The following is a 26,904-nucleotide window of genomic DNA, read 5'->3' on the forward strand; positions in this document are numbered from 1 at the left end:
CCTATCAAATGGCACGTTTCTTCCGTCGTCGTAAATTCTGCCGCTTCACCGCTGAAGACGTGAAAGAGATCGATTACAAAGATCTCAACACTCTGAAAGCCTACGTATCCGAGACCGGCAAAATCGTTCCAAGCCGTATCACCGGTACCAAAGCACGTTATCAGCGTCAGCTGGCCACCGCTATCAAGCGCGCCCGCTTCCTGGCCCTGCTGGCCTACACCGACAGCCACGGCCGCTGAGACCGGGCAGTCGACAAGTAGTAAGGGATTGAATGCATGCGCGCCTTAGCTGAGTTCATCATGCGCGGTCGCGTGCAGGCCACTCTGGTAGTGGCTGGATGTGCAGCATTGCCGTTGTTGTATTGGTTGGGTGCTGCCGCGGGATGCCTTGTGCTTCTGCGGCGCGGTTTGCAGGATGCCGTTGGCGTCCTGGCCCTGGGGTTGCTGGCTGCCTTGATCTGGTGGCTGCAATTGGGCGAACCCAAAGTGCTTATGGTGCTGCTGGGGTCGTCGAGCCTTGCGTTGGTTTTACGCGCAAGTGAGTCCTGGGTCCGCACGCTGCTGGTCAGCGTGGCATTGGGGTTGGTGTTTTCAGTGTTGCTCGGCGCGGCTTTCCACCCGCAAATCGAGGCGCTGGCGCAAGAGATCGTCAAGGTCCTGCCGCTGGCTCTCGGGGAGCTCTACCAGCAATTGTCGGTAGACGAGCGAGCGCGCCTTGCGGCGCTGATAGCACCGGCCCTGATCGGCCTGATGGCGGTGGTGTTGCAGATTGTCAGTGTGCTGAGCCTGATGCTTGGGCGTTACTGGCAGGCGTTGTTGTACAACCCGGGTGGTTTTGGTCGCGAGTTTCGCAGTATCAGAATACCCGCGGGCCCGGCGATGTTGCTGCTGGCATGCATGGTGGTCGGACCGAACTTCGGTCCAGAGGCGGCCTTGTTATTGCTGTTTTGCAGCGTACCGCTGGTGTTCTCCGGGCTGGCCCTGATTCACGGGCTGGTGGCGCAGAAGCGCCTGGCCAGGTTCTGGTTGGTGGGGTTGTACGTCACGCTGATGCTGTTCATGCAGCTGATCTATCCGTTACTCGTGGTTTTGGCCATTGTCGACGGCCTGATTGATTTTCGCGGTCGTCTGGCGCCGAAAGACGCCGATAACGCGAACGGTGAAGGTTAAAAGTTAGAGGATTTTCACATGCAACTGATCCTTCTGGAAAAAGTCGCCAACCTGGGCAACCTGGGCGACAAAGTGAACGTTAAGGCCGGCTACGGTCGTAACTACCTGCTGCCATACGGCAAAGCCACCGCTGCAACCGCTGCCAACCTGGCTGCGTTTGAAGAGCGTCGTGCTGAGCTGGAAAAAGCAGCAGCAGACAAAAAAGCTTCGGCCGAAACTCGCGCTGCCCAACTGGCTGAGCTGGAAGTGACTATCACTGCCACCGCCGGTGACGAAGGCAAGCTGTTCGGTTCGATCGGCACCCACGACATCGCTGACGCACTGACCGCCTCTGGCGTTGAAGTTGCGAAAAGCGAAGTTCGTCTGCCGAACGGCACCATCCGCAACGTAGGTGAATTCGACGTAGCCGTGCACCTGCACGCTGAAGTTGAAGCCACTGTACGCGTTGTCGTGGTAGCAGCTTAAGTCGCACCTAACTGACTGGCACCTCGCGTGCCAGGCGGTTAACATCGGGCACGATCCTGTTTACAGGTCGTGCCTTTTGTTTTTTACACATCCCCCTAATTCCAAGTGGCCATGAACGATATTTCAGCTCCTGAGCAATACGATCTGCAAACCGCTGCCCTGAAGGTGCCGCCGCATTCCATCGAGGCCGAACAGGCCGTGCTCGGTGGTTTGATGCTGGACAACAACGCCTGGGAACGCGTGCTGGATCAAGTCTCGGACGGTGATTTCTATCGTCATGACCACCGCCTGATCTTCCGCGCCATCGCCAAGCTGGCCGACCAGAACTCACCGATCGACGTGGTGACCCTGGCCGAGCAGCTGGACAAGGAAGGCCAGACCTCCCAGGTCGGCGGCCTGGGCTACCTCGGTGAGTTGGCCAAAAACACGCCGTCCGTCGCCAACATCAAGGCGTATGCCCAGATCGTTCGCGAGCGCGCCACCTTGCGCCAGTTGATCGGCATCAGCACCGAAATCGCCGACAGCGCCTTCAACCCCGAAGGTCGCAGCGCCGCCGAGATCCTTGACGAGGCCGAGCGCCAGATCTTCCAGATCGCCGAAGCCCGGCCGAAAACCGGCGGCCCGGTCAGCGTCAACGACCTGCTGACCAAGGCCATCGACCGTATCGATACGCTGTTCAACACCGACAATGCCATCACCGGCATCTCCACCGGTTACACCGACCTCGACGAGAAGACCAGCGGCCTGCAGCCGTCCGACCTGATCATCGTCGCCGGCCGTCCATCCATGGGTAAAACCACCTTTGCGATGAACCTGGTGGAAAACGCCGTGTTGCGCAGTGACAAGACCGTGCTGGTGTACTCCCTGGAGATGCCAGGCGAATCGCTGATCATGCGGATGCTCTCGTCCCTGGGCCGTATCGACCAGACCAAAGTGCGCGCCGGTCGCCTGGAAGACGACGATTGGCCGCGCCTGACCTCGGCGGTCAACCTGCTCAACGACCGCAAGCTGTTCATCGATGACACCGCGGGCATCAGCCCGTCGGAGATGCGCGCGCGTACCCGCCGCCTGGTGCGTGAACACGGCGATATCGCCCTGATCATGATCGACTACCTGCAACTGATGCAGATCCCGGGTTCCAGCGGCGACAACCGGACCAACGAGATTTCCGAGATCTCCCGGTCCTTGAAAGCCCTGGCCAAGGAATTCAACTGCCCGGTGGTGGCGCTGTCGCAGCTCAACCGTTCCCTGGAACAACGCCCCAACAAGCGCCCGGTGAACTCCGACTTGCGTGAATCCGGAGCGATCGAGCAGGATGCCGACGTGATCATGTTCGTCTACCGCGACGAGGTGTATCACCCGGAGACCGAGCACAAAGGCATTGCCGAAATCATCATCGGCAAGCAGCGGAACGGCCCGATCGGCTTTATCCGCCTGGCGTTCATCGGTAAATACACGCGTTTCGAGAACCTTGCGCCGGGCAGTTACAACTTCGACGACGACGAATAATCCTTCTGTTCAATTCCTACTGTTATCGTCGGAATTGGTCAAAATTTGTGCTATATTCCGCGCCCGCGATTTTTCATCTCAACACCGGTCACCGTCATGCAAACAGCCAAGCCGTTATTTGACTATCCCAAGTACTGGGCCGAATGTTTCGGTCCTGCGCCATTCCTGCCGATGAGCAGGGAGGAGATGGATCAGCTTGGCTGGGATTCCTGCGACATCATCATCGTCACCGGTGATGCCTACGTTGACCATCCGTCGTTCGGCATGGCGATCATCGGCCGGCTGCTGGAGTCCCAGGGCTTCCGCGTCGGGATCATTGCCCAGCCGAACTGGCAGTCCAAAGACGACTTCATGAAGCTCGGCGAGCCGAACCTGTTCTTCGGCGTCGCGGCCGGCAACATGGACTCGATGATCAACCGCTACACCGCCGACAAGAAAATCCGCTCCGACGACGCCTACACCCCTGGCGGCATGGCCGGCAAACGCCCGGACCGCGCGAGCCTGGTGTACAGCCAGCGGTGCAAGGAAGCCTACAAGAACGTGCCGATCGTGCTCGGTGGCATCGAAGCGTCCCTGCGCCGCATCGCCCACTACGACTACTGGCAGGACCGGGTGCGCAACTCGATCCTGATCGACGCCACCGCCGACATCCTGCTGTACGGCAACGCCGAGCGGGCCATCGTCGAAGTGGCCCAGCGCCTGTCGTGGGGCCACAAGATCGAAGACATCACCGATGTGCGCGGCACCGCGTTCATTCGCCGTGATACGCCCGAAGGCTGGTATGAGGTGGACTCCACCCGTATCGACCGTCCGGGCAAGGTCGACAAGATCATCAACCCATACGTGAATACCCAGGACACCCAGGCCTGCGCCATCGAGCAGGAAAAGGGGCCGGTTGAAGATCCGCAGGAAGCCAAGGTCGTGCAGATCCTGGCCAGCCCGCGCATGACCCGTGAGAAGACCGTGATCCGCCTGCCATCGGTGGAAAAAGTCCGTGGTGACGCGGTGCTTTATGCCCACGCCAACCGCGTGTTGCACCTGGAAACCAACCCAGGCAACGCCCGGGCCCTGGTGCAGAAACACGGCGAAGTGGACGTGTGGTTCAACCCGCCGCCCATTCCGATGACCACCGAAGAAATGGACTACGTGTTTGGCATGCCTTACGCACGTGTCCCGCACCCGGCGTATGGCAAGGAAAAAATCCCGGCCTACGACATGATCCGTTTCTCGGTGAACATCATGCGTGGCTGCTTCGGCGGCTGTACCTTCTGCTCGATCACCGAGCACGAAGGCCGCATCATCCAGAACCGTTCCGAAGAGTCGATCATTCGCGAGATCGAAGAAATCCGCGACAAGGTTCCGGGTTTCACCGGCGTGATTTCCGACCTCGGCGGCCCGACCGCGAACATGTACCGCATCGCCTGCAAGAGCCCGGAAATCGAATCCGCGTGCCGTAAGCCGTCGTGCGTGTTCCCTGGCATCTGCCCGAACCTGAACACCGACCACTCGTCGCTGATCCAGTTGTATCGCAGCGCCCGTGCGTTGCCGGGTGTGAAGAAGATCCTGATCGCCTCCGGCCTGCGCTACGACCTGGCCGTTGAGTCGCCAGAGTATGTGAAGGAACTGGTCACCCACCACGTCGGTGGTTACCTGAAGATCGCCCCGGAACACACCGAGGAAGGTCCGCTCAACCAGATGATGAAACCGGGCATCGGCAGCTATGACAAGTTCAAGCGCATGTTCGAGAAGTACACCAAGGAAGCGGGCAAGGAGCAGTACCTGATCCCGTACTTCATCGCCGCCCACCCCGGCACCACCGATGAAGACATGATGAACCTGGCCCTGTGGCTCAAGGGCAACGGCTTCCGCGCCGACCAGGTGCAGGCGTTCTACCCGTCGCCGATGGCCACCGCCACCGCGATGTACCACTCGGGCAAGAACCCGCTGCGCAAGGTCACCTACAAGAGCGACGCGGTGACCATCGTCAAGAGCGAAGAACAGCGCCGTCTGCACAAGGCGTTCCTGCGCTACCACGACCCGAAAGGCTGGCCGATGCTGCGCGAAGCACTGACCCGCATGGGCCGCGCCGACCTGATCGGGCCGGGCAAGGATCAACTGATCCCGTTGCACCAGCCGGCCACCGACAGCTACCAGAGCGCGCGTCGCAAGAACTCGACGCCGGCCGGCAGCCACAAGGTCGCCAAGGAAACCACCACCAGGATCCTCACCCAGCACACCGGCCTGCCGCCCCGTGGCAGCGACGGCAGCAACCCGTGGGACAAGCGCGAGCAAGCCAAGGCCGCGGCCATGGCGCGCAACAAGCAGGCCGCCAAGGAGCGCGCTGATGCGGCCAAGGGCAAGGGTGGCAAGCCAGCCCGCAAGCCGGTGGTACCGCGTTGATCGTTGCCTGAATATGCCAAACGCCAGCCTCGTGCTGGCGTTTTGCTTTCTAGCCGGTGGGGAGTCTGTTTGTTAAGGTGGCGGCCATTAAATCGCTATCGGGAGCAAGCCGAATCGTCGCACCGGCCCTCCCACATTTTGAATGTATTCACACTTCAAATGTGGGAGGGGGCTTGCCCCCGATGGCGTCAGTCCAGTCCCCAACTTTTCAAGGAAGAACACCCCCATGAGCAACCCCCTGCTCAACATCGGCATGGACTCCAACCGCTCGCAGTTCATGGCGCGCCAGCGCATCGAGAGTGAAGTCGACCTGCCTCGGCTGTTTGCCATCATCGACGCCGACCCCGGCATCGTCGGCGCGGGCGTGGTGTATATCGACGCTGACTTCAACGTCGTGACCCTGCGCGAGTTCAAGCCGATCTGCAGCATTCGACCCAAGCGCATCATTGTGCGCGAGGCGCAGAAATACATCGCCCCGGCGCAGTTCGCCGACCAAGTGCTGAACAACCCGCGCGAGTCGCGACTGGTGAGTGAAGCCTTCAACACCACGTTGTCCTGCGGCGGCGCGGTCATTGGCTGGCTGGTGGTGTTGAGCGGCACCATCGCTATCCCGTTCACCGCCGGCGCCAGCACGGTCGTGACGGCCATCGGCTATACCGCCGCCTCGGCGAGCACCGTGTCGTGCCTGGTCGGTGGGTTCCGCACGCGCAACGAAATCGTCAACCCGTCGATGAATGATTACCTGGATAACGAAGAGTGGTACCAGACGGCGACCAAAGTCCTCGACGGTGCCGCCTTGGTCGGCGTGGGCGCCTCGGCGCTGACGACAGTCAAGCTGGTCAACGTCACTCGTGCGGCCACGGGTAAAAGCCTGCGTCAGGTGCTCAAAGGCCTGAACGGGCAGGAGCGGGAGAAACTCACCAAAGAGCTGCTGAAAGTGGCCGACCCGCAAATGTCGAACAAGATGCGCAAGCTGCTGCAACTGAGCGGCGAGTTGCCCAAACGCTTTACGCCGACCCAGCTCAAGCACGCCACCTATGTCCAATTGGGCGATGCCTTCAGTGCGGGGCTGAGCGTCTGGGGCTTGAAGCGTTCGGATAACTACAAACAGGCCAAGACCTTCGCGATTGGCTTGTACGAAGAGGCCGAGTGATGGGTGGTGTTCCTTCGCTTAAACCGTTTTTGCTGGAGCATTTTCCCGCATTCATCGGCGTGATTCTCGCTGGTTGCCTCGGCGGTTCGGCGGCGATTTCCCTGGCGGCCAGCACCTATTTTTCCGACGTGCCCATGGCAACCAATGCCACTGTGTCGTGGTTCGTGGTGATAGCCGCCGCACTGTTCGTGGCCAACAGCAACTTCCTGGTGGTGCGCGGCCGAGCCTGGGGCGTGTGGGCGATGGTGGCGTTTTTCGCGGTGTGCCTGTTGGTCGTGCTGCCGACACTGCTCTACCGGCCGCACTGGTTTATCTACAGTGAAAGCCTGTTCTGGCCATTGCTGGGGTTGTTGCTGATCAACAGCAAGGGCTATCGGTCGATGGTCAAGAAGTTGGTTGAAGTGCGGCGGTTGCGGGAGGCGGCCAAGGCGGGGCTGTAGCCTCGGCACGTGGTTTCAGATTTTGACGTTCTGGCGAATGTTCCAGCCGTATTTGACGGCGCCGCCGTCCTTGCCGCCGTCGGATTTCTGCGGCTGGTAGCTGACTTCGACCGTGGCGAAGTTCAGGGCTATCACCTCAGTCAGCACATCGCTGCTGGTCACCGCGTCGGTTTGGTAAGACGTGACCATCACTTCCTTCAGCGTGATCACCAGATACTCCACGGCATTGCTGCCACCGGCCTTGCGCACCACCAACCGTGCCTCCGGGTAATGCTTGCCGGTGGAGCAGGCCATCATCAGGTTGGGTGAAGACTTGTCCATGACCTTGGAGACAGACAGGTTTTCAATATTGACCTTGCCGGCACCACCGCCGCTGCCGGTATGCATCGAACCGGTCTGGGACATGCCCCAGCCCCATCGGCTGATCTCGATTTCGTCGCGATGGGCCTGGTCTTTGGACTCGCCCTTGATGTCCCCCAGCTTCAAAAACATATCAGTTGCCATTGTCACTCCCTGTTTTGGTGTGCGCCGGTAGTGGCGCGGGGCGTACTTTTTCTTATTCGGGATATGGCTTACAAGGTGCGGCATCACGATCAGGAAGTGCCTGTCCGGATAAAGCGAAGCTTCTGACATTTTTCGGGGATAGGCAGTCTTTACCCTCTGCGCTCTTGTGAACCTCAGGAGTAAAGGGATGACTTCCAGCGTATTCAGAGACAGTTTCCTCAGTCCCAATTACATGACGCGGCAGCGGCTGGAAAGCAGTATTGATCTGCGCAAGTTATTTGCGGCGATTGATGCTGATCCGGCCATCGTCGGTGCCGGCGTGGTGTACATCGACGCGCAGCTACGGATGGTTGTGCTGCGTGAATTTCAGCCGATTTGCAGTATCGCGCCGAAGAATGTGATTTTGCGCGAGGCGCCCAGCTATGTCGGGCGGGTGGAGTTCGCTCGGCAACTGGCGAATGAACCGCGAGAGTCGCAGGTGGCGTTTGAGGCGGTGAATACAGCTTTGGCGTGTACTTCTGCGGTGATCAGTTGGATCAGTGGTACTGAGTGGATCGGCGCTCAGTCCGTTCAGCTTTGGGGTTACTGGGGTGGTAGCTGCGATAAGCTTTACATCAGCAACAGCCAGTTCAATTCAGTGCTTAGTTGGCGGCCAGAGGACTCGCAACGAAATTATTGACCCGGCTCTTAACGATGCTCTGGATAGCGAGCCATGGTATCAGGCTGTGACGATTGGTTTGGACGCTGTTTCGCTACTGGGCGCTAGTGTCTCGGCACTGGCAACTATACGACTGGTTAATGCGACAAGAAAATCTACCGGAAAAACTTTGCCGCAGGTGTTGAAAGGACTGAGTCGTCAAGAGCGAGCAAAGTTGACCCAGGAGTTGTTGAGTATTCGGCACCCGGAAATGACCCGGAAAATGATCAGGTTGAAGCAACTCGCTGGAAAAATGCCAAAGCGTTTTACGCCCGCAGAAGTAAAACAGGGCACTGTTTTGCAGATTCAAGACGCTCTAGGTGCTGCCTTAGGGGTTGCTAGCAGTTCGATGTCTGGGAATATTCGCACTGTCGCGGTCGGAATTTATGAGGAGATGACCGAGTGATATTGCTGCTGCCCCTTCGCCCTTTTCTCAAGCGTTATTTACCCGTGTTTCTCGGGGGGATTTTTTCAAGCATTTTTGCTGGATCTTCCGTAGTGGTGGTAGTGCAAAATTACTATCTCAAAGCCATTTCTTTAGCTATTTCGGCACAAGTAGCGTGGTGGGCATGTGTCGTTCTGGCATGCGCCTTGAGTCTTAGCAACATTATGATTGTCCGTGGGCGACGAGACTGGGTGTGGGTCATGGTTGTCTATTTTGGAGCCTGCCTGGTTACCGCTCTTCCGGCCATTCGTTATTCCGCTCATCTGTTCATCTATGCCGAAAGTTTGTTTTGGCCATTGCTTGGTCTGCTGATTCTCAACAGCAAGCGTCATCGTGAGATGCGTGGGAAGCTTGTTGAACTTCGTTTTAGGCGAAAACGGATACAGAAAATTGCTGACAGGCTACAAAAAAGGTGATTTTGCTTTGATTAATTGGGAGCGTTGCCTCATTCCCGACAACTTACTGTTCGGGAACATCCGGATCGTCGCGGTTGGGCTGTATGAGGATATATCAGAGTGAGACTTCTCGGACGGAAACCTCTCATACCGGTGCGCCCTTTTCTTTTGCGCTACTTTCCCGTGTTTATCGGCGTAATTTTAGCGGGCATCTTCGGCAGTTCTTCTGTTGTTGTGCTGGTGGAAAACTATTATTTTCCATCGTTATCGAACGCGGCAGCTAAAAGTGCCGGCGTGCTCTTGGTCTGGTTTATCACCCACTGCAATTTCATGATCGCCTACGGGCGACCGAAGTGGGTCTGGGGAATGTATGGCCTTTTCATCGCCTGCCTGTTGGTCGCTGTGCCAGGTTTTCATTTTTCACCGAACCCATTCATTTACGCGGAATGCTTCTTTTGGCCGGTACTCGGCCTGCTGCTGCTTCGCAGCAAACGCCACCGGGAACTGCGTGCCAAATGCGTAGAACTTCGCCATATGCGCGGGAAGGTAAGGGTGGCCATTGAAAAGCGGCGTAAACACGAGCGCGCAATAATCAGAATAAAGAAATCGAGGTAATTCCCCACCCCGCCCCCAAAACCGATACCGCCCCACCCACTCCCCGCCACATATATGTGCAGCTCTTGCACCATTGCACCAACGTTGGCGCCGTTTTGGTGCTGTACTGCACCGGGTCTTACGATAAAGCGCAATGACTGCCGCTCTGGCATAAGTCTTGCGCGCGTTGTGTCCATGCCCTGGCTTGCAGGAGGCCGCCGTGTCGATTCATGTCGCGTTGCACCACGTTACGCATTACCGCTACGACCGCGCTGTCGAACTCGGCCCACAGATCGTGCGTTTGCGCCCGGCGGCCCATAGCCGCACGCGGATTTTGTCCTACGCACTGAAAGTGCTGCCCGAGCAGCACTTCATCAATTGGCAGCAGGACCCTCAGGGTAATTACCTGGCGCGCCTGGTGTTCCCGGAAAAGACTGACGAACTGCGTATCGAAGTCGACCTGGTCGCCGAGATGGCGGTGTTCAACCCGTTCGATTTTTTCCTTGAACCCTACGCGGAAAAAATCCCGTTTCGCTACGCCGCCGACGAGCAGCGCGAGCTGGCGCCGTACCTGGAAACCTTGCCGCTGACGCCGAGGTTCGCCGCTTACCTGGCGGGTATCGACCGCACGCCGCTGCCGGCCGTGGATTTCCTGGTGGGCCTCAACCAACGCCTGGCCGCCGATATCGGTTACCTGATCCGCATGGAACCCGGCGTGCAGACCCCGGAATTCACCCTGGAAAATGCCTCCGGCTCGTGCCGCGATTCGGCTTGGCTGCTGGTGCAATTGCTGCGCAACCTGGGGCTGGCGGCGCGGTTTGTGTCCGGCTATCTGATCCAGCTCACCGCCGACGTCAAAGCCCTCGATGGCCCGTCTGGCACCGAGGTGGACTTCACCGACCTGCACGCCTGGTGCGAAGTGTATTTGCCCGGCGCCGGCTGGATCGGCCTGGATGCCACCTCCGGGTTATTCGCCGGTGAAGGCCATATTCCGTTGGCCTGTAGTCCCGATCCATCGTCTGCCGCGCCGATCAGTGGCCTGGTGGAGCCGTGCGAGTGCGAATTCACCCACGAGATGTCGGTAGAGCGCATCTGGGAAGCGCCACGGGTAACCAAGCCCTACACCGAAGAACAGTGGCTGGCGATCCAGGCCCTGGGGCGGCAGATCGATGGCGACCTGCTGGCGGACGACGTGCGCCTGACCATGGGCGGCGAACCGACCTTCGTCTCCATCGACGACCCCGACGGCGCCGAGTGGAACACCGCTGCCCTGGGGCCGGACAAGCGTCGCCTGTCCGCCGAACTGTTCCAGCGCATGCGCAAGCACTACGCGCCCAAGGGCCTGGTGCATTTCGGCCAGGGCAAGTGGTACCCCGGCGAGCAACTGCCGCGCTGGTCGCTCAACTGTTACTGGCGCCGCGATGGCGAGCCGATTTGGCACAACAGCGCGCTGATCGCCGATGAGCAACAGGACTACGGCGCCGACGGCGTGCTGGCCGGGCGTTTCCTGGGCAGTGTTGCCGAGCGCCTGAAGTTGCCGGCGCGCTTTGTGTTTCCGGCCTTTGAAGACAACTTCTATTACCTGTGGCGCGAAGGCGCGCTGCCGCAAAACGTCACCGCCCTTGACCCGCGCCTGAGCGATGAGCTGGAACGCGAGCGTCTGCGCAAAGTGTTCAGCCAGGGCCTGGACAAGGTCATCGGCCAAGTGCTGCCGCTGGCGCGCACCGCTGCCAATGACCGCTGGCAGAGTGGGCGCTGGTACCTGCGCGACAATCACTGCCGACTGGTGCCGGGGGATTCGCCGCTGGGTTATCGCCTGCCGCTGGCCTCGCAGCCCTGGGTGACGGCGGCAGAGTACCCGTTTGTCCACCCGACCGACCCCAACCAGGACTTGCCCGAGCTGTCGAGCACGGCGCAATTGCAACGCCATGGCGAAGCGGCGCCGAGCGTTGAGCGCCTGCCGAAGATCGACGAGTCCGCCGACTGGTTGACCCGCACCGCACTGTGCGCCGAAGCGCGCGAAGGCCGCCTGTATCTGTTCATGCCGCCGCTGGAGCGCGTCGAGGACTACCTGGAGCTGGTGGCCGCCATCGAAGCCACCGCCGAAGAGCTGCACTGCCCGGTGCTGCTGGAGGGCTACGAGCCGCCGGCGGATTACCGTCTGAGCAACTTCCGGGTCACGCCCGACCCGGGTGTGATCGAGGTCAACGTGCAGCCGTCCGCCACCTGGGACGAGTTGGTGGAACGCACCGAATTCCTCTACGAAGAGGCGCGACAAACCCGCCTGACCACAGAAAAATTCATGATCGACGGGCGCCACACTGGCACCGGTGGCGGTAACCACTTCGTGCTGGGCGGCGCGACACCCAAGGACTCACCGTTCCTGCGGCGTCCCGATCTGCTGCGCAGTTTGATCAGCTACTGGCACAACCATCCGTCATTGTCCTACCTGTTTTCCGGCTTGTTCATCGGCCCGACGTCCCAGGCGCCCCGGGTCGATGAAGCGCGTAACGATGCGCTGTATGAGCTGGAAATCGCCTTCGCGCAAATGCCCGCGCCAGGCGAAGAATGCCCGCCGTGGTTGGTCGACCGCCTGCTGCGCAATCTGCTGATCGACGTGACGGGCAACACCCACCGCGCCGAATTCTGTATCGATAAGCTCTACTCGCCCGATGGCGCCACCGGGCGCCTGGGCCTGCTGGAGTTGCGCGCCTTTGAAATGCCGCCCCATGCGCGCATGAGCCTGACCCAGCAACTGCTGCTGCGCGCGCTGGTGGCGCGCTTCTGGCGCGAACCCTATGCGCCCCCGAAACTGGCGCGCTGGGGCACTGAGCTGCATGACCGTTTCCTGTTGCCGCACTTCATCGAGCAGGATTTTGCCGACGTGATCGTCGAACTCAACGCCGCCGGCTACCCGTTGCGCGCCGAATGGTTTGCCGCGCACCTGGAATTCCGCTTTCCCAAAGTCGGCGACTACGCCGTCAGCGGTATCGAGCTGGAACTGCGCCAGGCCCTGGAACCCTGGCATGTGCTGGGCGAGGAGGGCGCGGTGGGCGGCACGGTGCGTTATGTGGATTCGTCCCTGGAGCGCCTGCAGGTGAAGTTGAGCGGGCTGCCACCGCAACGCTATTTGCTCACCTGCAACGGCATCCCGGTGCCGCTGCAAGCGACCGGGCGCATCGGCGAGTTCGTCGCCGGCGTGCGGTATCGCGCCTGGCAACCGGCCAACTGCCTGCAGCCGACCATCGCGGTCCACGCGCCGTTGGTGTTCGACCTGCTGGACACCTGGATGCAGCGCTCCCTGGGCGGTTGCCAGTATCATGTGGCGCATCCGGGCGGGCGTAACTACGACAGCCTGCCGGTGAATGCCAATGAAGCCGAGAGCCGGCGCATGGCGAGATTTTTCCGCTTGGGGCATACCCCGGGCAAGCTCCCTGTGCCGACCGTCGTGATCAATGACGAATTGCCGATGACTTTGGATTTGCGACGTTTCCCCAATAAAAATGACTGAATGCAAGCCAAAATGTGGGAGGGAGCTTGCTCCCGATTGCGGTAAATCAGCCGATACATGAGTTGACTGACCCACCGCAATCGGGAGCAAGCCCCCTCCCACAAAGGAATTGCAGTGTTTGTTAGGTTAATCTGAGCCCCCTTGCCCCTGCCGAGCGTTCCATGTCCGACTTGCTCGACCGTTACCCGCTGACCGCGGGCACTTATCACGAACTGCTGGACGACAGTGGCGCGGTGCGTGCCCATTGGCGGCGCCTGCTCGACCATCTGCAACGCAGCACCCCCGCGCAACTGGCCCAGCGCCAGGCGTTGCTGACCCGGCAGATCCAGGAAAACGGCGTGACCTACAATGTCTACGCCGACCCCAAGGGCGCTGATCGCCCGTGGGAACTGGACCTGCTGCCCCATGTGCTGGCGGCCGATGAATGGCAGCACCTGTCGGCCGGCATCGCCCAGCGTGCGCGGCTGCTCAACGCGGTGCTGGCAGACCTCTACGGCCCGCAACGCCTGATCAAGGAAGGCCTGCTGCCGGCCGAACTGGTGTTCGGGCATAACAATTTTCTGTGGCCGTGCCAGGGCATCCAGCCGCCCGACGGTACGTTCCTGCACCTGTACGCCGTCGATCTGGCGCGCACCCCGGATGGTCGCTGGTGGGTCACTGCCGACCGCACCCAGGCCCCTTCAGGCGCCGGTTATGCGCTGGAAAACCGCACCATTGTGTCCCGCGCCTTTCCGGATCTGTACCGCGACCTGCAGGTGCAGCACCTCACCGGTTTCTTTCGCACCCTGCAGGAAACCCTGGCGCGCCAGGCGCCCAGCGATAGTCAGCCGCCGTTGATCGTGCTGCTCACCCCTGGGCGTTTCAACGAAAGCTATTTCGAACATCTGTACCTCGCCCGTCAGCTCGGCTACCCGCTGGTGGAAGGCGGCGACCTCACTGTGCGCGACAGCACGGTGTTCCTGAAAACCCTCAGTGGCCTGCGTCGGGTACACGCGATCATGCGCCGCCTCGACGACGACTTCTGCGACCCCCTCGAACTGCGCACCGACTCGGCCCTCGGCGTGCCCGGCCTGCTCGACGCCGCGCGCCAAGGCAACGTGCTGGTGGCCAATGCCCTGGGCAGCGGTGTACTGGAATCCCCCGGCCTGCTGGGCTTTCTGCCGAAGATCAACGAATTTTTGTTTGGCGAAGAACTGCTCCTGCCGTCCATTGCGACGTGGTGGTGCGGCGAAGCGCCGGTGCTTGCCGAAGCGCTGGAGAAACTGCCCGAGCTGCTGATCAAACCGGCATTTCCGTCACAGAGCTTCAACCCGGTCTTCGGCCGTGACTTGAACGACGCACAACGCGAGGCCCTGGCCGAGCGCATGCGCGCGCGGCCTTACGCGTATGTCGCCCAGGAGCTGGCGCAGCTGTCCCAGGCGCCGGTGTGGCACACCGTCGAAGACCACCTGCAACACCGCGCCATCGGCATGCGCGTCTACGCCGTGGCCAGCGCCGACGGTTACCGGGTATTGCCCGGCGGCCTGACCCGCGTGGCTGCCGAGGCCGATGCCGAGGTGGTGTCGATGCAACGCGGCGGCGCGAGCAAGGACACCTGGGTGCTCGGCGAACGCGCCGCCGGCGGCGAGCAGTGGCGCGCGCAGCGGCCGATAGGTGCCCATGACCTGGTGCGCCGCGACCCTTATCTGCCGTCGCGGGTGGTGGAAAACCTGTTTTGGTTTGGCCGTTACTGTGAACGCTGCGATAACAGCGCGCGCTGGCTGCGCATCGTGTTGGCGCGCTATGTCGACGGCGACGATCCGCTGGCGTTGCAAGCGGCGGTCGAACTGGGCGAAAACCTGCGCCTGTTGCCGGAGGAGGGCGAGTTGCCCGAACGCCTGCTCGCGGCCTTGCTTGGCGACGACTGGCCGTCGAGCCTGCGCGCCAACCTGCAGCGCTTGCAGTGGGCGGCGTCCCAGGTGCGCGGCAAGTTGTCCCGAGAGAACTGGCAGGCCCTGGTGGAGCTGCAACGCGAAGCGCTGGAACTGGAGAGCGAAAGCCCCGACTTTGGCGAGTTGCTGGACTTCCTCAACCGCCTGGTGATGTCCCTGGCGGCGCTGTCCGGGTTTGCCCTGGACGACATGACCCGCGACGAAGGCTGGCGCTTTCTGATGATGGGCCGGCGCATCGAGCGCCTGCAGTTTCTCAGCAGCAGCCTCGCGGCGTTCCTGCGCGGCGTGGCGGTGTTCGATCAGGCCGGGCTGGAATGGTTGCTGGAACTGGGCAACAGCAGCATCACCTACCGCTCGCGCTACCTGGCGGTGCCGCAACTGATTCCGGTACTCGACCTGTTGCTGCTGGATGAGCAGAACCCCCACGCCGTGTTGTTCCAGTTGAAGCTGGTGAGCCGCACCTTGCGTCGTCTCAACGATGATTTCGCGGTGCCCCGGGAAACCGGTCTGGCGCCGTTGGTCGAGCGCCTCGCGCGGTTCGACCTGGGTTGCCTGGAGAACCCGCTGTTTGGCGAGGCCAGCGTGCGTGCCGCGCTGGACGGCCTGGCCGACCTGCTGCAAGCGGTCGCCGATGAGAGCGGGCAAGTGTCGGATCGCCTGGCCTTGCGCCATTTTGCCCATGTGGATGATGTCAGCCAACAAACGGTGTCGGTGTGATGAGTGCGCGCTATCAGATTTTTCACGATACCCATTACCACTACGACAGCCCGGTGTCCCTGGCCCAGCAGTTGGCGCATCTGTGGCCACGGCCATGTGCCTGGCAGCGCTGCACCTCGCAGCAACTGGATATCAGCCCGTTGCCGTCCTCGCGCCGCGATGAGCTGGACGTGTTCGGCAACCCGATCACCCGCCTGGCGTTCGAGCGGCCCCATGATGAGTTGTTGGTGAATGCCGGGCTGACCGTGGAAGTGCTGGCGCGGCCGCTGCTGGATTTCCAACAGTCGCCGGCCTGGGACCAGACTCGCGACAGCCTGACCTACAGCAGCCAGCCGCTGTCATCGGCGTTGATCGAAGCCTGTCGCTTTCGCTTCGAATCGCCCTACGTGCATCTGAAGAAAACCTTCGTCGAGTTCTCCGAAAGCTGTTTCCCGCCCGGGCGTCCGCTGTTGCTGGGCGCTCAGGCCCTGATGGAAAAAATCTTCGGCGAATTCACCTTCGATGCCGAAGCCACCCAAGTCGCCACGCCGCTGGTGGAGGTGCTGGAGCGCCGTCGCGGCGTGTGCCAGGACTTCGCTCACCTGATGCTCGCCTGCCTGCGCTCACGGGGCCTGGCGGCGCGCTATATCAGCGGCTACCTGCTGACCCAGCCGCCGCCCGGCCAGCCACGGCTGATCGGCGCCGATGCGTCCCATGCGTGGATTTCGGTGTACTGCCCGATGTCGGGCTGGGTGGATTTTGATCCGACCAACAATGTGCAGCCAGCACTGGAACACATCACCCTGGCCTGGGGCCGGGATTTCTCCGATGTTTCGCCGTTGCGTGGGGTGATTCTGGGGGGAGGCAGCCATGACCCGGAAGTGCGGGTGACGGTGATGCCGCTCTTGTAGGAGCGAGCTTGCTCGCGAAAAAACCGAGGGCGCCGCGTTGAACCAGGCACCCCGCGTTATCGTTAACGCACTTCGCGAGCACGCTCGCTCCTACAGTGATGCTTACTCGGCCGGGTCTTTCGGTGTCTCGGTGTCGTCGGTTGCCACTTCGCCTTCCGCATCCGGGTTCAGTGCGCCGGTCTCTTCGTCTGCAGCGGCTTTCTTGCGTTGCAGCTTTTCCTCTTTCTTCTGTTCCTTGGCCAAGTCTCTTTGACGTTTGGCGAAGGAGTAATTAGGTTTGGCCATGGGCGATCCTCTAGGGTCGAAGGTGAGGGTGGGCGGCGCGCAGCTGCCTTGGGTCGCTATGGTAGCAGCTTAGCGGCGCGCTTGGCCTTCACTTACCGCAGGCGTATGCGGCCAACAGACCGCTGAACAGATGATTGAGGTGCATGGTCCGGACTCCAGTGGGTGATGGACCGATCATAGGCGGGGCGTGGCACTTTGGCTGGTTGATTGTATCGATAAGTCTGATAGCCTAAAGTTGTATACAATTTGTTGATTCAGGTCATAAGACTTTCTGCCCGCCTCGGGCACCCTTGTCGCACTATGCGTTGTTTAAACCCTGCCTTGGAGAATCACATGTTTGCCAAACTCGTTGCTGTTTCCCTGCTGACTCTGGCAAGTGGCCAGTTGCTTGCTGCAGAGTGCAAGGTCACCGTCGACTCTACCGACCAGATGTCCTACAACACCAAGGAAATCGTGATCGACAAGAGCTGCAAGACGTTCACCGTCGAGTTGACTCACTCCGGCAGCTTGCCGAAAAACGTCATGGGCCATAACTGGGTGCTGACCAGCGCAGCCGACATGCAACCGGTCGCGACCGATGGCATGGCTGCCGGCCTCGACAAGAACTACCTGAAAGACGGCGACGAGCGCATCATCGCCCACACCAAAGTCATTGGCGCTGGCGAGAAAGACGCGGTGACCTTCGATGTGTCCAAGCTGAAAGCGGGCACTGACTATGCGTTCTTCTGCTCGTTCCCAGGCCACATCTCGATGATGAAAGGTACTGTGGTCGTCAAGTAAGACCGCATTATCGTTCATCGGGGGCAAGCCCCCTCCCACATTCGACCGCATTCTCATATGGGAACTCGGTCAACTGTGGGAGGGGGCTTGCCCCCGATGGCTACCTCACAATCAACACAACACTATCTGGTTCACCTCACGGCGCAAACGGCATGACCCGCTTGTGCTCGGTCTTGCGATACGTCTCGCAAATGATCCTGAACGCTTCTTCCCGCACCGGCTCGCCGTGCAGGAACGCATCGATTTCGGCATAGGTCACGCCATGTGACGCCTCGTCCGGCTTGCCCGGCGAGAGGTCTTCCAGGTCGGCGGTCGGGATTTTCTCCACCAGCGACTCCGGTGCACCGAAGTGCCGCGCAATCGATCGCACCTGGTTCTTCACCAGCCCGCTCAACGGTGCCAGATCGCAGGCGCCATCACCGAACTTGGTGAAAAAGCCCATCACCGCTTCCGCCGCATGGTCGGTGCCGATCACCAGGCCGCTGGCCGCGCCGGCGATGGTGTACTGCGCGACCATCCGCATGCGCGCCTTGGTGTTGCCCAGCACGAAATCGCGGGACACCGCCGCCTTGCCTTCAAATGCCGCTACTTCATTGGCCAGGGATTTCACCGCTGGGCCGATGTTTACGGTGTGGCGCTCATCCGGCTCGATAAAGTCCACCGCGGCCTGGGCGTCGATTTCATCGAACTGGGTTTCGTAGGGCAGGCGCACCGCGATAAAACGATAGGCCTCGTCGCCGGTGCTGGAGCGCAGCTCCTGCATGGCGCGTTGGGCGAGCAGGCCTGCGGTCAGGGAGTCGACGCCACCGCTGATGCCCAACACCAATGTCTTGAGCCCTGAATTGCGCAGGCAGTCCTGGATAAAGGTCACGCGCCGGGCGATTTCGGCCTCAAGGGCGGCCTGGTCTTTGAACGGCGCTTGAACCTTGAGCTGCTGCGCAATCTCACGCTGTACGGCTTGCATGATTCACTCCTTGCTGGAAAGGGCAGGTACTTTGAAAACGTGTCGCAAATAGGCGACGAAATTCGGGTCCGTGCAGTGGGTCTTGCCCGCTTCATCGGAGATCTTCGCGACGGGCTGGCCATTGCAGGCCGTCATTTTAAGCACAATGCTCATCGGTTCCACACCTGGAATATCGCAGGTCAGGTTGGTGCCGATGCCAAAGCTCACATTGATCCGACCACGCAGCGCCCGGAATATCTCCAGGGCCTTGGGCAGCGACAGGCTGTCGGAGAACACCAGGGTCTTGCTCATCGGCTCGATGCCCAGCTTGTGATAGTGGGCGATGGCTTTTTCCGCCCACAGCACCGGGTCACCGGAATCGTGGCGCAGACCGTCGAACAGCTTGGCGAAGTACAAGTCGAAGTCGCTGAGGAAGGCGTCGGTGGTGATGCAATCGGTCAGGGCAATACCCAGCAGGCCGCGGTATTCGCGGACCCAGCAGTCGAGGGCGGCGATCTGGCTGTCGATCAGGCGCGGGCCGAGTTGCTGGTGGGCCATGATCCATTCATGGGCCATGGTGCCCAGCGGTTTCATATCGAACTCGCGAGCCAGGTGGACGTTGCTGGTGCCGACAAACCGGCCGGGGAAGTCGTGCTTGAGCACGCTCACCACTTCTTCCTGCACGCGGTAGGAGAAGCGTCGGCGAGTGCCGAAGTCCGCCACCTGCAGCTCGGCGAGCTCGTCGCTGCTGGCGTTTGCGATCAGCCAGTCGAACTTGCGGTACAACTGCTCGCGGGCCTGTTCGAGGACCACGGTCTGGTAGCGATAGCGGTTGCGCACTTCGCTGATGATGGCGAGCATCGGCACTTCAAACAGGATCACATGCAGCCACGGCCCGCGCAGGCGGATAAACAGCTCGCCGTTTTCGATGCCGGTGTGGACATAGCGCAGGTTGAAGCGGAACAAGCCGAGAAAGCGCAAAAAATCCGGCTTCATGAAGCTGATGCGCTCCAGGAAACTCAGTTGGTCCGCGCTCAGGCTCAACTCGGCGAGGCGCTCGAACTGGTAACGGATCTCCGCCAGGTATGGGCGCAGGTCTTCACTGTTGCGGCAACGAAACTCCCATTCAACTTCCACATTGGGGTAGTTGTGCAGCACCGCCTGCATCATGGTCAGCTTGTAGAAGTCGGTGTCGAGCAGGTTCTGCACGATGCGATCGGCAAACACACTCTCGCTCATAACGGGAATCTCCAGACAGGACGGCGATGGGCGCCGGCCTTTACGCACAAGAAAGGAAGGGGGCTAGTGGCGCATAGACCTGTGGGGTTTTGCCAGTGATTTTTTCAGTGAGGCCACTGGCCCTATCGGGGGCAAGCCCCCTCCCACACTTGGAATGCATTTCAAATGTGGGAGGGGGCTTGCCCCCGATAGCGGTATTCCAGGCACTAAATAACCTGCTCCATCATCCACTTCACAAACTCCCGCACCTTGGGCACCTCCGCCGAATGCTCGGGGTACGCCAGGTAATACGCATCCTGGCTCGGCATTGCATGCTGCCAAGGGATCACCAGCTTGCCGTCGGCCAGTTCCTCCTCCACCAGGAAGCGCGGTAGCAACGCCACGCCACAGCCCACCTGCGCCGCCCGAATGCACATATAGAACGTGTCGAAACGCGGCCCGTGATAGCTGTGCTCGGTGTGAAACCCCTGGTCGGCGAACCAGTCATGCCAGCCCTGGGGGCGCGAGGCGTTTTGCAGCAGGACCAGGTTGCTCAGTTGCGTGGGGTCGGTGAACGGCTGCGCGGGCAGGCTTTCCGGGGCGCACACCGGGATCAGTTCTTCACTGAACAGTTTCAGGCTCTCGGTGCCGGGGCGTGAGCCTTGGCCGAAGTAGAACGCCATGTCGGCCTTGCCTTGCAGCAGCTCGTCCGGTTCCTGTTCGTTGCACAGGTCCAGGTGGATTTGCGGATGACGCAAGCGCCAGCCCTTGAGGCGCGGCACCAGCCAGCGTGCGCCGAAGGTGTAGGGCGTAGACACGCGTAATACTTCGGTCTCGCCACCGTAGGAGCGCAGGTAATGGGTGGACATCTCCACCTGGGTGAGGATTTTGCGCACTTCCACCAAATACAAATCGCCCGCCGGGGTCATCTGCAAGCGTCGGCGTACCCGGCGAAACAGCAGGTGCTGCAGCAGTTCTTCCAGTTGCGCGACCTGTTTGCTCACCGCGCTTTGCGTGAGGTTCAGCTCCTCGGCGGCGCGGGTGAAGCTCAGGTGGCGGGTGGCGGCTTCGAAACACTGCAGGGCAGTGATCGAGGGCAAATGTCTTTTGTTCAGCACGGCATGCCTCTTTTTATGCTTTGCATGAATAAACGGAATGATATCTCGCCTAATCGTCGTTTGTTGGCAAGTCTTGGGCCAGCTACAAATAAGCCCTAGATCGCCGTGCGGGCCGCGGCGCAATTTTTTCTGTATAGATTGAAGGAGTGACCCATGGTTGCCGCATTGCTTGATCGTCTCGGGGTAAACCCGGCGCTGTACCAAGCGGGGAAACAACCCGTGCATTCGCCGATCGATGGCCGCCGTATCGGCAGTGTGAACTGGGAAGGTGCCGCCGAGGTGGAGCAACAGGTCAGTCGCGCCGAGCATGCATTCGAGGCCTGGCGCAAGGTGCCGGCACCGCGTCGCGGCGAGTTGGTGCGCCAGTTCGGCGACGTGTTGCGCGAATACAAGGCCGACCTGGGCGAGCTGGTCTCCTGGGAAGCCGGCAAGATCACTCAGGAAGGCCTGGGTGAAGTGCAGGAAATGATCGACATCTGCGACTTCGCCGTCGGCCTGTCGCGCCAGTTGTATGGCTTGACCATCGCCTCCGAGCGCCCGGGCCACCACATGCGTGAAACCTGGCACCCGCTGGGCGTGGTCGGTGTGATCAGCGCGTTCAACTTCCCGGTGGCCGTGTGGGCGTGGAACACCACCCTGGCCCTGGTGTGCGGCAACGCCGTGATCTGGAAGCCGTCGGAAAAGACCCCGCTCACCGCCCTGGCCTGCCAGGCGCTGTTCGAGCGCGTGCTGAAAAAATTTAACGATGCGCCGCAATACCTGAGCCAGGTGATCATCGGTGGCCGCGATGCCGGTGCCGCGTTGGTGGATGACCCGCGTGTCGCACTGATCAGCGCCACCGGCAGTACGCGCATGGGCCGTGAAGTGGCGCCGAAAGTCGCCGCGCGCTTTGCCCGCAGCATCCTCGAGCTGGGCGGCAACAACGCGATGATCCTCGGCCCAAGCGCCGACCTGGACATGGCGGTGCGCGCCATCCTGTTCAGCGCCGTCGGCACCGCCGGGCAGCGTTGCACCACGCTGCGCCGGCTGATCGCCCATGAGTCGGTCAAGGAAGAAATCGTCACGCGCCTCAAGGCCGCCTATTCCAAGGTACGCATCGGCCACCCGCTGGAAGGCAACCTGATCGGCCCGCTGATCGACAAGCACGGCTTCGACGCGATGCAGGATGCGCTGGAGCAGGCCCTGAGCGAAGGCGGCAAGGTGTTCGGCGGCAAGCGCCAACTGGAAGACAAATTCCCGAATGCCTACTACGTGTCGCCGGCGATTGTGGAAATGCCGGAGCAAAGCGACGTGGTCTGCACTGAGACCTTCGCGCCGATCCTGTACGTGGTCGGCTACAGCGACTTCGCCGAAGCCCTGCGCCTGAACAACGCCGTGCCGCAAGGCCTGTCGTCATGCATCTTCACCACCGATGTGCGCGAAGCCGAGCAGTTCATGTCGGCGGTGGGCAGCGACTGCGGCATTGCCAACGTCAACATCGGCCCGAGCGGCGCGGAAATCGGCGGCGCGTTTGGCGGTGAGAAAGAGACGGGCGGCGGGCGTGAGTCGGGCTCGGATGCGTGGCGCGGGTACATGCGTCGCCAGACCAATACCGTGAACTACTCGCTGGAACTGCCGCTGGCCCAGGGCATTACCTTCGACTGATTACCTTAAGTCGAAGTGCGGTCAAAATGTGGGAGGGGGCTTGCCCCCGATGGCGGTGTGTCAGTCAACAGATGTCCAGCTGATCCACTGCCATCGGGAGCAAGCCCCCTCCCACAGTTGAGCTATATGCAGTTCGGAATAGATGTTTGTTAGGTCTCATCGGAGTCTGGCAATGGCACTACGCGAAACATGTTTGTGGGAACAACTCACCCCTGGCCGGCCGGATCGCGCTGCGCTCAAGGGCGAAGTGAAGGTGGATGTGTGCGTGATCGGCGCCGGGATTACCGGTTTGTCGGCGGCCATTCACTTGCTGGAACAAGGCAAGACTGTCGCCGTGCTGGAAGCCCATCGCACCGGCCATGGCGGCTCGGGGCGCAATGTCGGGCTGGTCAACGCCGGCTTGTGGATTCCGCCGGACGAGATCGAAGCCGGTTTCGGCGAGGCGGTGGGCAGCCAGCTCAACCGCATGCTGGGCGCGGCGCCGTCGCTGGTGTTCAGCCTGGTCGACAAATACAACATCGATTGCCAATTGCGCCGCGAGGGCACTTTGCACATGGCGCACAACGCCCGGGGCGAGGCGGATTTGCGCAGTCGTGAAGAACAATGGAAGCGCCGCGGCGCGCCGGTCGAACTGCTCACCGGTTCGGCCTGCGAGCAAGCCACCGGCACTCAAAAGATCTCCGCCGCACTGCTGGATAGACGTGCCGGCACCTTGAACCCGATGGCCTACACCAGCGGCCTGGCCAATGCGGCCGTGGGGTTGGGCGGGCAGCTTTTCGACCATTCCCCTGTTGCGCGCCTGGAACGCCAAGGTGCGGAGTGGTCGGTGCAGACCGCGAACGGTGCGGTGCAGGCTGCACAAGTGGTGATCGCCTCGAATGCCTACACCGAAGGCGAATGGACCGAACTGCGGCGCAATTTCTTCCCTGGCTATTACTACCAGGTCGCCTCCGCACCGCTGACCGACGACGCGGCCCAGCGAATCCTTCCCGGTGGCCAGGGTTCGTGGGACACGCGCCAGGTGCTCAGCAGCATCCGCCGCGACGCCGATGGCCGCCTGTTGCTCGGCAGTCTGGGCAACGGCAACCAGAAACCGACGTGGTTTCTCAAGGCGTGGGCCGATCGGGTGCAGCAGCACTACTTCCCATACCTCAAATCGGTGCAGTGGGAATGCACCTGGACCGGCTGCATCGCGTTCACCCCGGACCACTTGATGCGCTTGTTTGAACCCGCGCCCGGCCTGGTGGCCGTGACCGGCTACAACGGCCGCGGCGTGACCACCGGCAGCGTGGTCGGCAAGGCCTTTGCCGACTACTTGTGTCACCAGAATCCCCAGGCCCTGCCGATTCCGTTCGCGCCGATGCAACCGCTGGCCGGGGTGGGCCTGCGCAGTTGCCTGTATGAAGCCGGATTCTCGCTGTATCACGCCGGCCAATGCTTGCGGATCGTGATCTGATCAGCGAAATAGCCTTCAGAAGCCGGCACGTTCTTCGCCGACGACTAATCTGTATTGGTGCAAGTTGTAGCAATCACGCACTGTAAATGTGCAGTTCCGTTACGTGCATTGTTACAGCTGTAGGAAGTGTCGTTTGACGGTCTGGTTGCAGGTGCGACCCATGAAGGTTGTACTTTTTTGATCCATGGGTTGCACCTATTGAAGTTAGAGGGTTGCACGTCCCGACGAACGGAGCCGAAACACCTGCAATAACAATGACACCGTGTCTTTTTGAAGAATAAAAACGTAATGGCACGCGGCTTGCTCTGGGCTTTCAGTGAAAGTTTTGGTTGAAGGTTTGCAGTGAATACTTAGTGCCAATAAACAAAAACCTCGGAGCACCACTCATGTCCCAGACGTTTTACAAGAAAGGTTTTCTGGCCCTCGCCGTTGCAGCGGCGCTGGGTGTTTCTACGTTTGTTCAAGCTGATGTGAAGATTGGCGTAGCGGGGCCGATGACGGGCGCCAACGCCGCTTTCGGTGAGCAGTACATGAAGGGCGCCCAGGCGGCAGCCGATGTCATCAACAAGGCTGGCGGCATCAACGGTGAGCAGATCAAGCTGGTCGCCGGTGACGATGCCTGTGAACCCAAGCAGGCCGTGGCCGTGGCCAACCGCCTGGCCGACCAGGACAAAGTGATCGGCGTGGTCGGGCACTTCTGCTCGTCCAACACCATCCCGGCGTCCGAGGTCTACGACGAAGCCGGCATCATCGCCATCACCCCAGGCTCGACCAACCCGCAGGTCACCGAACGCGGCCTGGGCGCCATGTTCCGTATGTGCGGGCGTGACGACCAGCAAGGCATCGTGGCCGGCGACTACATCGTCGACGTGCTCAAGGGCAAGAAAGTCGCGGTCATCAACGACAAGGACACCTACGGCAAGGGCCTGGCCGACGCCACCGCTGCCCAGTTGACCAAGCGCGGCGTGAAACCGGTGCTGGAAGAAGGCCTGACCCGGGGCGAGAAAGATTTCAGCGCCCTGGTCACCAAAATCCGCTCCCTGGGCGCCGACGTCGTGTACTTCGGCGGCCTGCACCCGGAAGCCGGTCCGCTGGTTCGCCAGATTCGTGAAGCAGGCCTCAAGGACGTGAAATTCATGTCCGACGACGGCATCGTGACCGACGAACTGGTGGCGACCGCCGGTGGCAAGCAATATGTGGATGGCGTGTACATGACCTTCGGCGCCGACCCGCGTCTGCTGCCGGACAGCAAGACGGTGGTTGAAGAGTTCCGTAAAAACGGCACCGAGCCAGAAGGCTACACCCTGTATGCCTACGCGTCGGTCCAGGCCCTGGCTGCCGGCTTCAACGGTGCCAAGTCCAACAAGGGTGAAGACGCCGCCAAGTGGCTCAAGGCTCACCCGGTAAAAACCGTGATGGGTGAAAAAGCCTGGGATGGCAAGGGCGACCTGAAAGTCTCCGACTACGTGGTTTACCAGTGGGACAAAGACGGCAAATACCACCAGCTGGAAAAGCAGAAGTAAGGCTGAGTACCACAGACCTAATGTGGGAGGGGGCTTGCCCCCGATGACGGTGTATCAGCCACCCGATGTATAGCTGACCCTCCGCAATCGGGGCCAAGCCCCCTCCCACAGGGGGACTGGGTTGTGATTGAGATCTGTCTTTTCCTCCAGAAGCGCCGCACACCTACCGGTGTGCAGGTGCTCACCGCGTGAGATTGCGTTATGGATGGTATTTTCCTGCAGCAACTGGTCAACGGCCTGACCCTCGGGTCGGTCTATGGCCTGATCGCCATCGGCTACACAATGGTCTATGGCATCATTGGCATGATCAACTTCGCCCATGGCGAGGTTTATATGATTTCCGCTTACCTCGCGGCGATCAGTCTGGCACTGCTGGCTTATTTCGGCATCGAATCCTTCCCGCTGCTCATTCTCGGCACCCTGATCTTCACCGTGGTCGTCACCGGCGTTTACGGTTGGGTCATCGAACGGGTCGCCTACAAACCGCTGCGCAACTCCACCCGACTGGCACCGCTGATCAGCGCCATCGGTATCTCCCTGATCCTGCAGAACTACGCACAGATCGCCCAGGGCGCCAAGCAACAAGGCATTCCGACCCTGCTGGCCGGCGCCTGGCGCGTCGATATCGGCAGCGGTTTCGTCCAGTTGACGTACACCAAGGTCTTCATCCTGGTCGCTGCCTTCGCCGGCATGGCCTTGCTGACCTACATCATCAAGTACACCAAGCTCGGCCGCATGTGCCGCGCTACCCAGCAAGACCGCAAGATGGCCTCGATCCTCGGCATCAACACCGACCGCGTGATTTCCTACGTGTTTGTCATCGGTGCCGCCATGGCGGCCCTGGCCGGCGTGTTGATCACCCTCAACTACGGCACGTTCGACTTCTACGCCGGCTTCATCATCGGCATCAAGGCCTTCACCGCGGCGGTACTCGGCGGCATCGGTTCCCTGCCTGGGGCGATGCTGGGCGGGATCATCCTCGGTATTTCGGAGTCGCTGTTCTCGGGGTTGATCAACTCTGACTACAAAGACGTGTTCAGTTTCTCCCTGTTGGTGGTGATTCTGATTTTCCGTCCCCAGGGCCTGCTTGGTCGCCCACTCGTGGCTAAGGTATAAA

Annotated in this window: 22 protein-coding genes and 1 pseudogene; 18 read left to right on the top strand and 5 right to left on the bottom strand. The window is 60.9% G+C overall.

Annotated elements, in window-relative coordinates; all coding sequences use genetic code 11:
* Positions 1-8: 8 nt before the first annotated feature.
* From rpsR to C8K66_RS23845, 7 genes are all read left to right on the top strand, one after another.
* A complete protein-coding gene (rpsR, locus tag C8K66_RS23815; RefSeq protein WP_002551829.1) occupies positions 9-239 on the top strand; it encodes a 30S ribosomal protein S18 in 231 nt (76 codons plus the stop codon).
* 36 nt (positions 240-275) lie between these two features.
* Positions 276-1,169, top strand: a complete 894-nt coding sequence (locus C8K66_RS23820) for a hypothetical protein (protein ID WP_057003678.1) — start codon at positions 276-278, stop codon at positions 1,167-1,169.
* A gap of 18 nt (positions 1,170-1,187) precedes the next feature.
* Positions 1,188-1,634: a 50S ribosomal protein L9 gene (gene rplI / locus C8K66_RS23825; RefSeq protein WP_010563337.1), complete on the top strand. Its 447-nt coding sequence runs from the start codon at positions 1,188-1,190 to the stop codon at positions 1,632-1,634.
* A gap of 111 nt (positions 1,635-1,745) precedes the next feature.
* Positions 1,746-3,143, top strand: coding sequence for a replicative DNA helicase (dnaB, locus tag C8K66_RS23830; protein ID WP_017849744.1), 1,398 nt, complete (start codon positions 1,746-1,748; stop codon positions 3,141-3,143).
* A gap of 96 nt (positions 3,144-3,239) precedes the next feature.
* A complete protein-coding gene (locus C8K66_RS23835; RefSeq protein WP_026140380.1) occupies positions 3,240-5,543 on the top strand; it encodes a YgiQ family radical SAM protein in 2,304 nt (767 codons plus the stop codon).
* 226 nt (positions 5,544-5,769) lie between these two features.
* Positions 5,770-6,696, top strand: a complete 927-nt coding sequence (locus C8K66_RS23840; RefSeq protein ID WP_046384895.1) for a hypothetical protein — start codon at positions 5,770-5,772, stop codon at positions 6,694-6,696.
* Positions 6,696-7,136, top strand: a complete 441-nt coding sequence (locus C8K66_RS23845; RefSeq protein ID WP_046384894.1) for a hypothetical protein — start codon at positions 6,696-6,698, stop codon at positions 7,134-7,136. The genes C8K66_RS23840 and C8K66_RS23845 overlap by 1 nt, the downstream gene beginning before the upstream one ends.
* A 15-nt stretch (positions 7,137-7,151) precedes the next feature.
* Here C8K66_RS23845 and C8K66_RS23850 read toward each other — a convergent pair whose 3' ends face one another.
* Positions 7,152-7,640 (bottom strand): type VI secretion system tube protein Hcp, encoded by a 489-nt coding sequence (locus C8K66_RS23850; protein ID WP_046384893.1) that lies wholly within the window; start codon positions 7,638-7,640, stop codon positions 7,152-7,154.
* Between the two features lie 187 nt (positions 7,641-7,827).
* Here C8K66_RS23850 and C8K66_RS23855 point away from each other — a divergent pair.
* The 6 genes and pseudogenes from C8K66_RS23855 (at position 7,828) to C8K66_RS23880 (ending at position 16,820) form a co-directional block, all read left to right on the top strand.
* A pseudogene (locus C8K66_RS23855) lies at positions 7,828-8,743 on the top strand (NAD synthetase).
* Positions 8,740-9,198, top strand: a complete 459-nt coding sequence (locus tag C8K66_RS23860) for a hypothetical protein (RefSeq protein WP_082643793.1) — start codon at positions 8,740-8,742, stop codon at positions 9,196-9,198. Before C8K66_RS23855 ends, C8K66_RS23860 begins: the two are co-directional and overlap by 4 nt.
* Before the next feature lie 99 nt (positions 9,199-9,297).
* The gene (locus tag C8K66_RS23865) at positions 9,298-9,792 is read left to right on the top strand and encodes a hypothetical protein (RefSeq protein ID WP_104904047.1); all 495 of its coding nucleotides are present in this window, start codon (positions 9,298-9,300) and stop codon (positions 9,790-9,792) included.
* Between the two features lie 199 nt (positions 9,793-9,991).
* Complete coding sequence (locus tag C8K66_RS23870; protein WP_108526107.1) at positions 9,992-13,282, top strand: DUF2126 domain-containing protein; 3,291 nt, start codon at positions 9,992-9,994, stop codon at positions 13,280-13,282.
* A 161-nt stretch (positions 13,283-13,443) separates the two neighbouring features.
* Complete coding sequence (locus C8K66_RS23875) at positions 13,444-15,930, top strand: circularly permuted type 2 ATP-grasp protein (RefSeq protein WP_046384889.1); 2,487 nt, start codon at positions 13,444-13,446, stop codon at positions 15,928-15,930.
* Positions 15,930-16,820, top strand: a complete 891-nt coding sequence (locus C8K66_RS23880) for a transglutaminase family protein (RefSeq protein ID WP_108526109.1) — start codon at positions 15,930-15,932, stop codon at positions 16,818-16,820. The genes C8K66_RS23875 and C8K66_RS23880 overlap by 1 nt, the downstream gene beginning before the upstream one ends.
* A 102-nt stretch (positions 16,821-16,922) precedes the next feature.
* Here the strand turns inward: C8K66_RS23880 and C8K66_RS23885 are convergent, their stop codons facing one another.
* On the bottom strand, positions 16,923-17,105 hold the full coding sequence (locus C8K66_RS23885; protein WP_017849733.1) for a hypothetical protein: 183 nt from the start codon (positions 17,103-17,105) through the stop codon (positions 16,923-16,925).
* 333 nt (positions 17,106-17,438) lie between these two features.
* Here C8K66_RS23885 and azu point away from each other — a divergent pair, with 333 nt between their 5' ends.
* The gene (gene azu / locus C8K66_RS23890; protein WP_046384887.1) at positions 17,439-17,885 is read left to right on the top strand and encodes an azurin; all 447 of its coding nucleotides are present in this window, start codon (positions 17,439-17,441) and stop codon (positions 17,883-17,885) included.
* A gap of 136 nt (positions 17,886-18,021) precedes the next feature.
* Here the strand turns inward: azu and nadE are convergent, their stop codons facing one another.
* The 3 genes from nadE to C8K66_RS23905 form a co-directional block, all read right to left on the bottom strand.
* Positions 18,022-18,849, bottom strand: coding sequence for an ammonia-dependent NAD(+) synthetase (gene nadE / locus C8K66_RS23895; protein ID WP_017849731.1), 828 nt, complete (start codon positions 18,847-18,849; stop codon positions 18,022-18,024).
* A gap of 3 nt (positions 18,850-18,852) precedes the next feature.
* Entirely contained in the window at positions 18,853-20,067 is a 1,215-nt protein-coding gene (gene pncB / locus C8K66_RS23900; RefSeq protein ID WP_017849730.1) for a nicotinate phosphoribosyltransferase, read from the bottom strand.
* A 206-nt stretch (positions 20,068-20,273) separates the two neighbouring features.
* Positions 20,274-21,164, bottom strand: coding sequence for a LysR family transcriptional regulator (locus C8K66_RS23905; RefSeq protein ID WP_057003683.1), 891 nt, complete (start codon positions 21,162-21,164; stop codon positions 20,274-20,276).
* A 153-nt stretch (positions 21,165-21,317) separates the two neighbouring features.
* Here C8K66_RS23905 and C8K66_RS23910 point away from each other — a divergent pair, with 153 nt between their 5' ends.
* From C8K66_RS23910 to C8K66_RS23925, 4 genes are all read left to right on the top strand, one after another.
* A complete protein-coding gene (locus C8K66_RS23910; RefSeq protein WP_108526112.1) occupies positions 21,318-22,808 on the top strand; it encodes an aldehyde dehydrogenase family protein in 1,491 nt (496 codons plus the stop codon).
* Positions 22,809-22,980: 172 nt separating this feature from the next.
* Positions 22,981-24,264, top strand: coding sequence for an FAD-binding oxidoreductase (locus C8K66_RS23915; RefSeq protein WP_046384886.1), 1,284 nt, complete (start codon positions 22,981-22,983; stop codon positions 24,262-24,264).
* 386 nt (positions 24,265-24,650) lie between these two features.
* Positions 24,651-25,787, top strand: a complete 1,137-nt coding sequence (locus tag C8K66_RS23920; protein ID WP_057003686.1) for a branched-chain amino acid ABC transporter substrate-binding protein — start codon at positions 24,651-24,653, stop codon at positions 25,785-25,787.
* A gap of 201 nt (positions 25,788-25,988) precedes the next feature.
* Positions 25,989-26,903, top strand: a complete 915-nt coding sequence (locus C8K66_RS23925) for a branched-chain amino acid ABC transporter permease (protein WP_003236186.1) — start codon at positions 25,989-25,991, stop codon at positions 26,901-26,903.
* The last annotated feature ends 1 nt before the right edge of the window (position 26,904 follow it).

The sequence above is a fragment of the Pseudomonas sp. GV105 genome (assembly GCF_003058185.1).
Lineage (GTDB): Bacteria > Pseudomonadota > Gammaproteobacteria > Pseudomonadales > Pseudomonadaceae > Aquipseudomonas > Aquipseudomonas veronii.

What these genes read in the sequence shown, in the direction of transcription:
- pncB (WP_017849730.1), bottom strand. Translation starts at nt 20,067, where the DNA reads ATGAGCGAGAGTGTGTTTGCCGATCGCATCGTGCAGAACCTGCTCGAC.
- rplI (WP_010563337.1), top strand. Translation starts at nt 1,188, where the DNA reads ATGCAACTGATCCTTCTGGAAAAAGTCGCCAACCTGGGCAACCTGGGC.
- rpsR (WP_002551829.1), top strand. Translation starts at nt 9, where the DNA reads ATGGCACGTTTCTTCCGTCGTCGTAAATTCTGCCGCTTCACCGCTGAA.
- C8K66_RS23915 (WP_046384886.1), top strand. Translation starts at nt 22,981, where the DNA reads ATGGCACTACGCGAAACATGTTTGTGGGAACAACTCACCCCTGGCCGG.
- C8K66_RS23850 (WP_046384893.1), bottom strand. Translation starts at nt 7,640, where the DNA reads ATGGCAACTGATATGTTTTTGAAGCTGGGGGACATCAAGGGCGAGTCC.
- C8K66_RS23880 (WP_108526109.1), top strand. Translation starts at nt 15,930, where the DNA reads ATGAGTGCGCGCTATCAGATTTTTCACGATACCCATTACCACTACGAC.
- C8K66_RS23845 (WP_046384894.1), top strand. Translation starts at nt 6,696, where the DNA reads ATGGGTGGTGTTCCTTCGCTTAAACCGTTTTTGCTGGAGCATTTTCCC.
- C8K66_RS23885 (WP_017849733.1), bottom strand. Translation starts at nt 17,105, where the DNA reads ATGGCCAAACCTAATTACTCCTTCGCCAAACGTCAAAGAGACTTGGCC.
- C8K66_RS23920 (WP_057003686.1), top strand. Translation starts at nt 24,651, where the DNA reads ATGTCCCAGACGTTTTACAAGAAAGGTTTTCTGGCCCTCGCCGTTGCA.
- C8K66_RS23840 (WP_046384895.1), top strand. Translation starts at nt 5,770, where the DNA reads ATGAGCAACCCCCTGCTCAACATCGGCATGGACTCCAACCGCTCGCAG.
- C8K66_RS23835 (WP_026140380.1), top strand. Translation starts at nt 3,240, where the DNA reads ATGCAAACAGCCAAGCCGTTATTTGACTATCCCAAGTACTGGGCCGAA.
- dnaB (WP_017849744.1), top strand. Translation starts at nt 1,746, where the DNA reads ATGAACGATATTTCAGCTCCTGAGCAATACGATCTGCAAACCGCTGCC.
- nadE (WP_017849731.1), bottom strand. Translation starts at nt 18,849, where the DNA reads ATGCAAGCCGTACAGCGTGAGATTGCGCAGCAGCTCAAGGTTCAAGCG.
- C8K66_RS23875 (WP_046384889.1), top strand. Translation starts at nt 13,444, where the DNA reads ATGTCCGACTTGCTCGACCGTTACCCGCTGACCGCGGGCACTTATCAC.
- C8K66_RS23910 (WP_108526112.1), top strand. Translation starts at nt 21,318, where the DNA reads ATGGTTGCCGCATTGCTTGATCGTCTCGGGGTAAACCCGGCGCTGTAC.
- C8K66_RS23925 (WP_003236186.1), top strand. Translation starts at nt 25,989, where the DNA reads ATGGATGGTATTTTCCTGCAGCAACTGGTCAACGGCCTGACCCTCGGG.
- C8K66_RS23820 (WP_057003678.1), top strand. Translation starts at nt 276, where the DNA reads ATGCGCGCCTTAGCTGAGTTCATCATGCGCGGTCGCGTGCAGGCCACT.
- azu (WP_046384887.1), top strand. Translation starts at nt 17,439, where the DNA reads ATGTTTGCCAAACTCGTTGCTGTTTCCCTGCTGACTCTGGCAAGTGGC.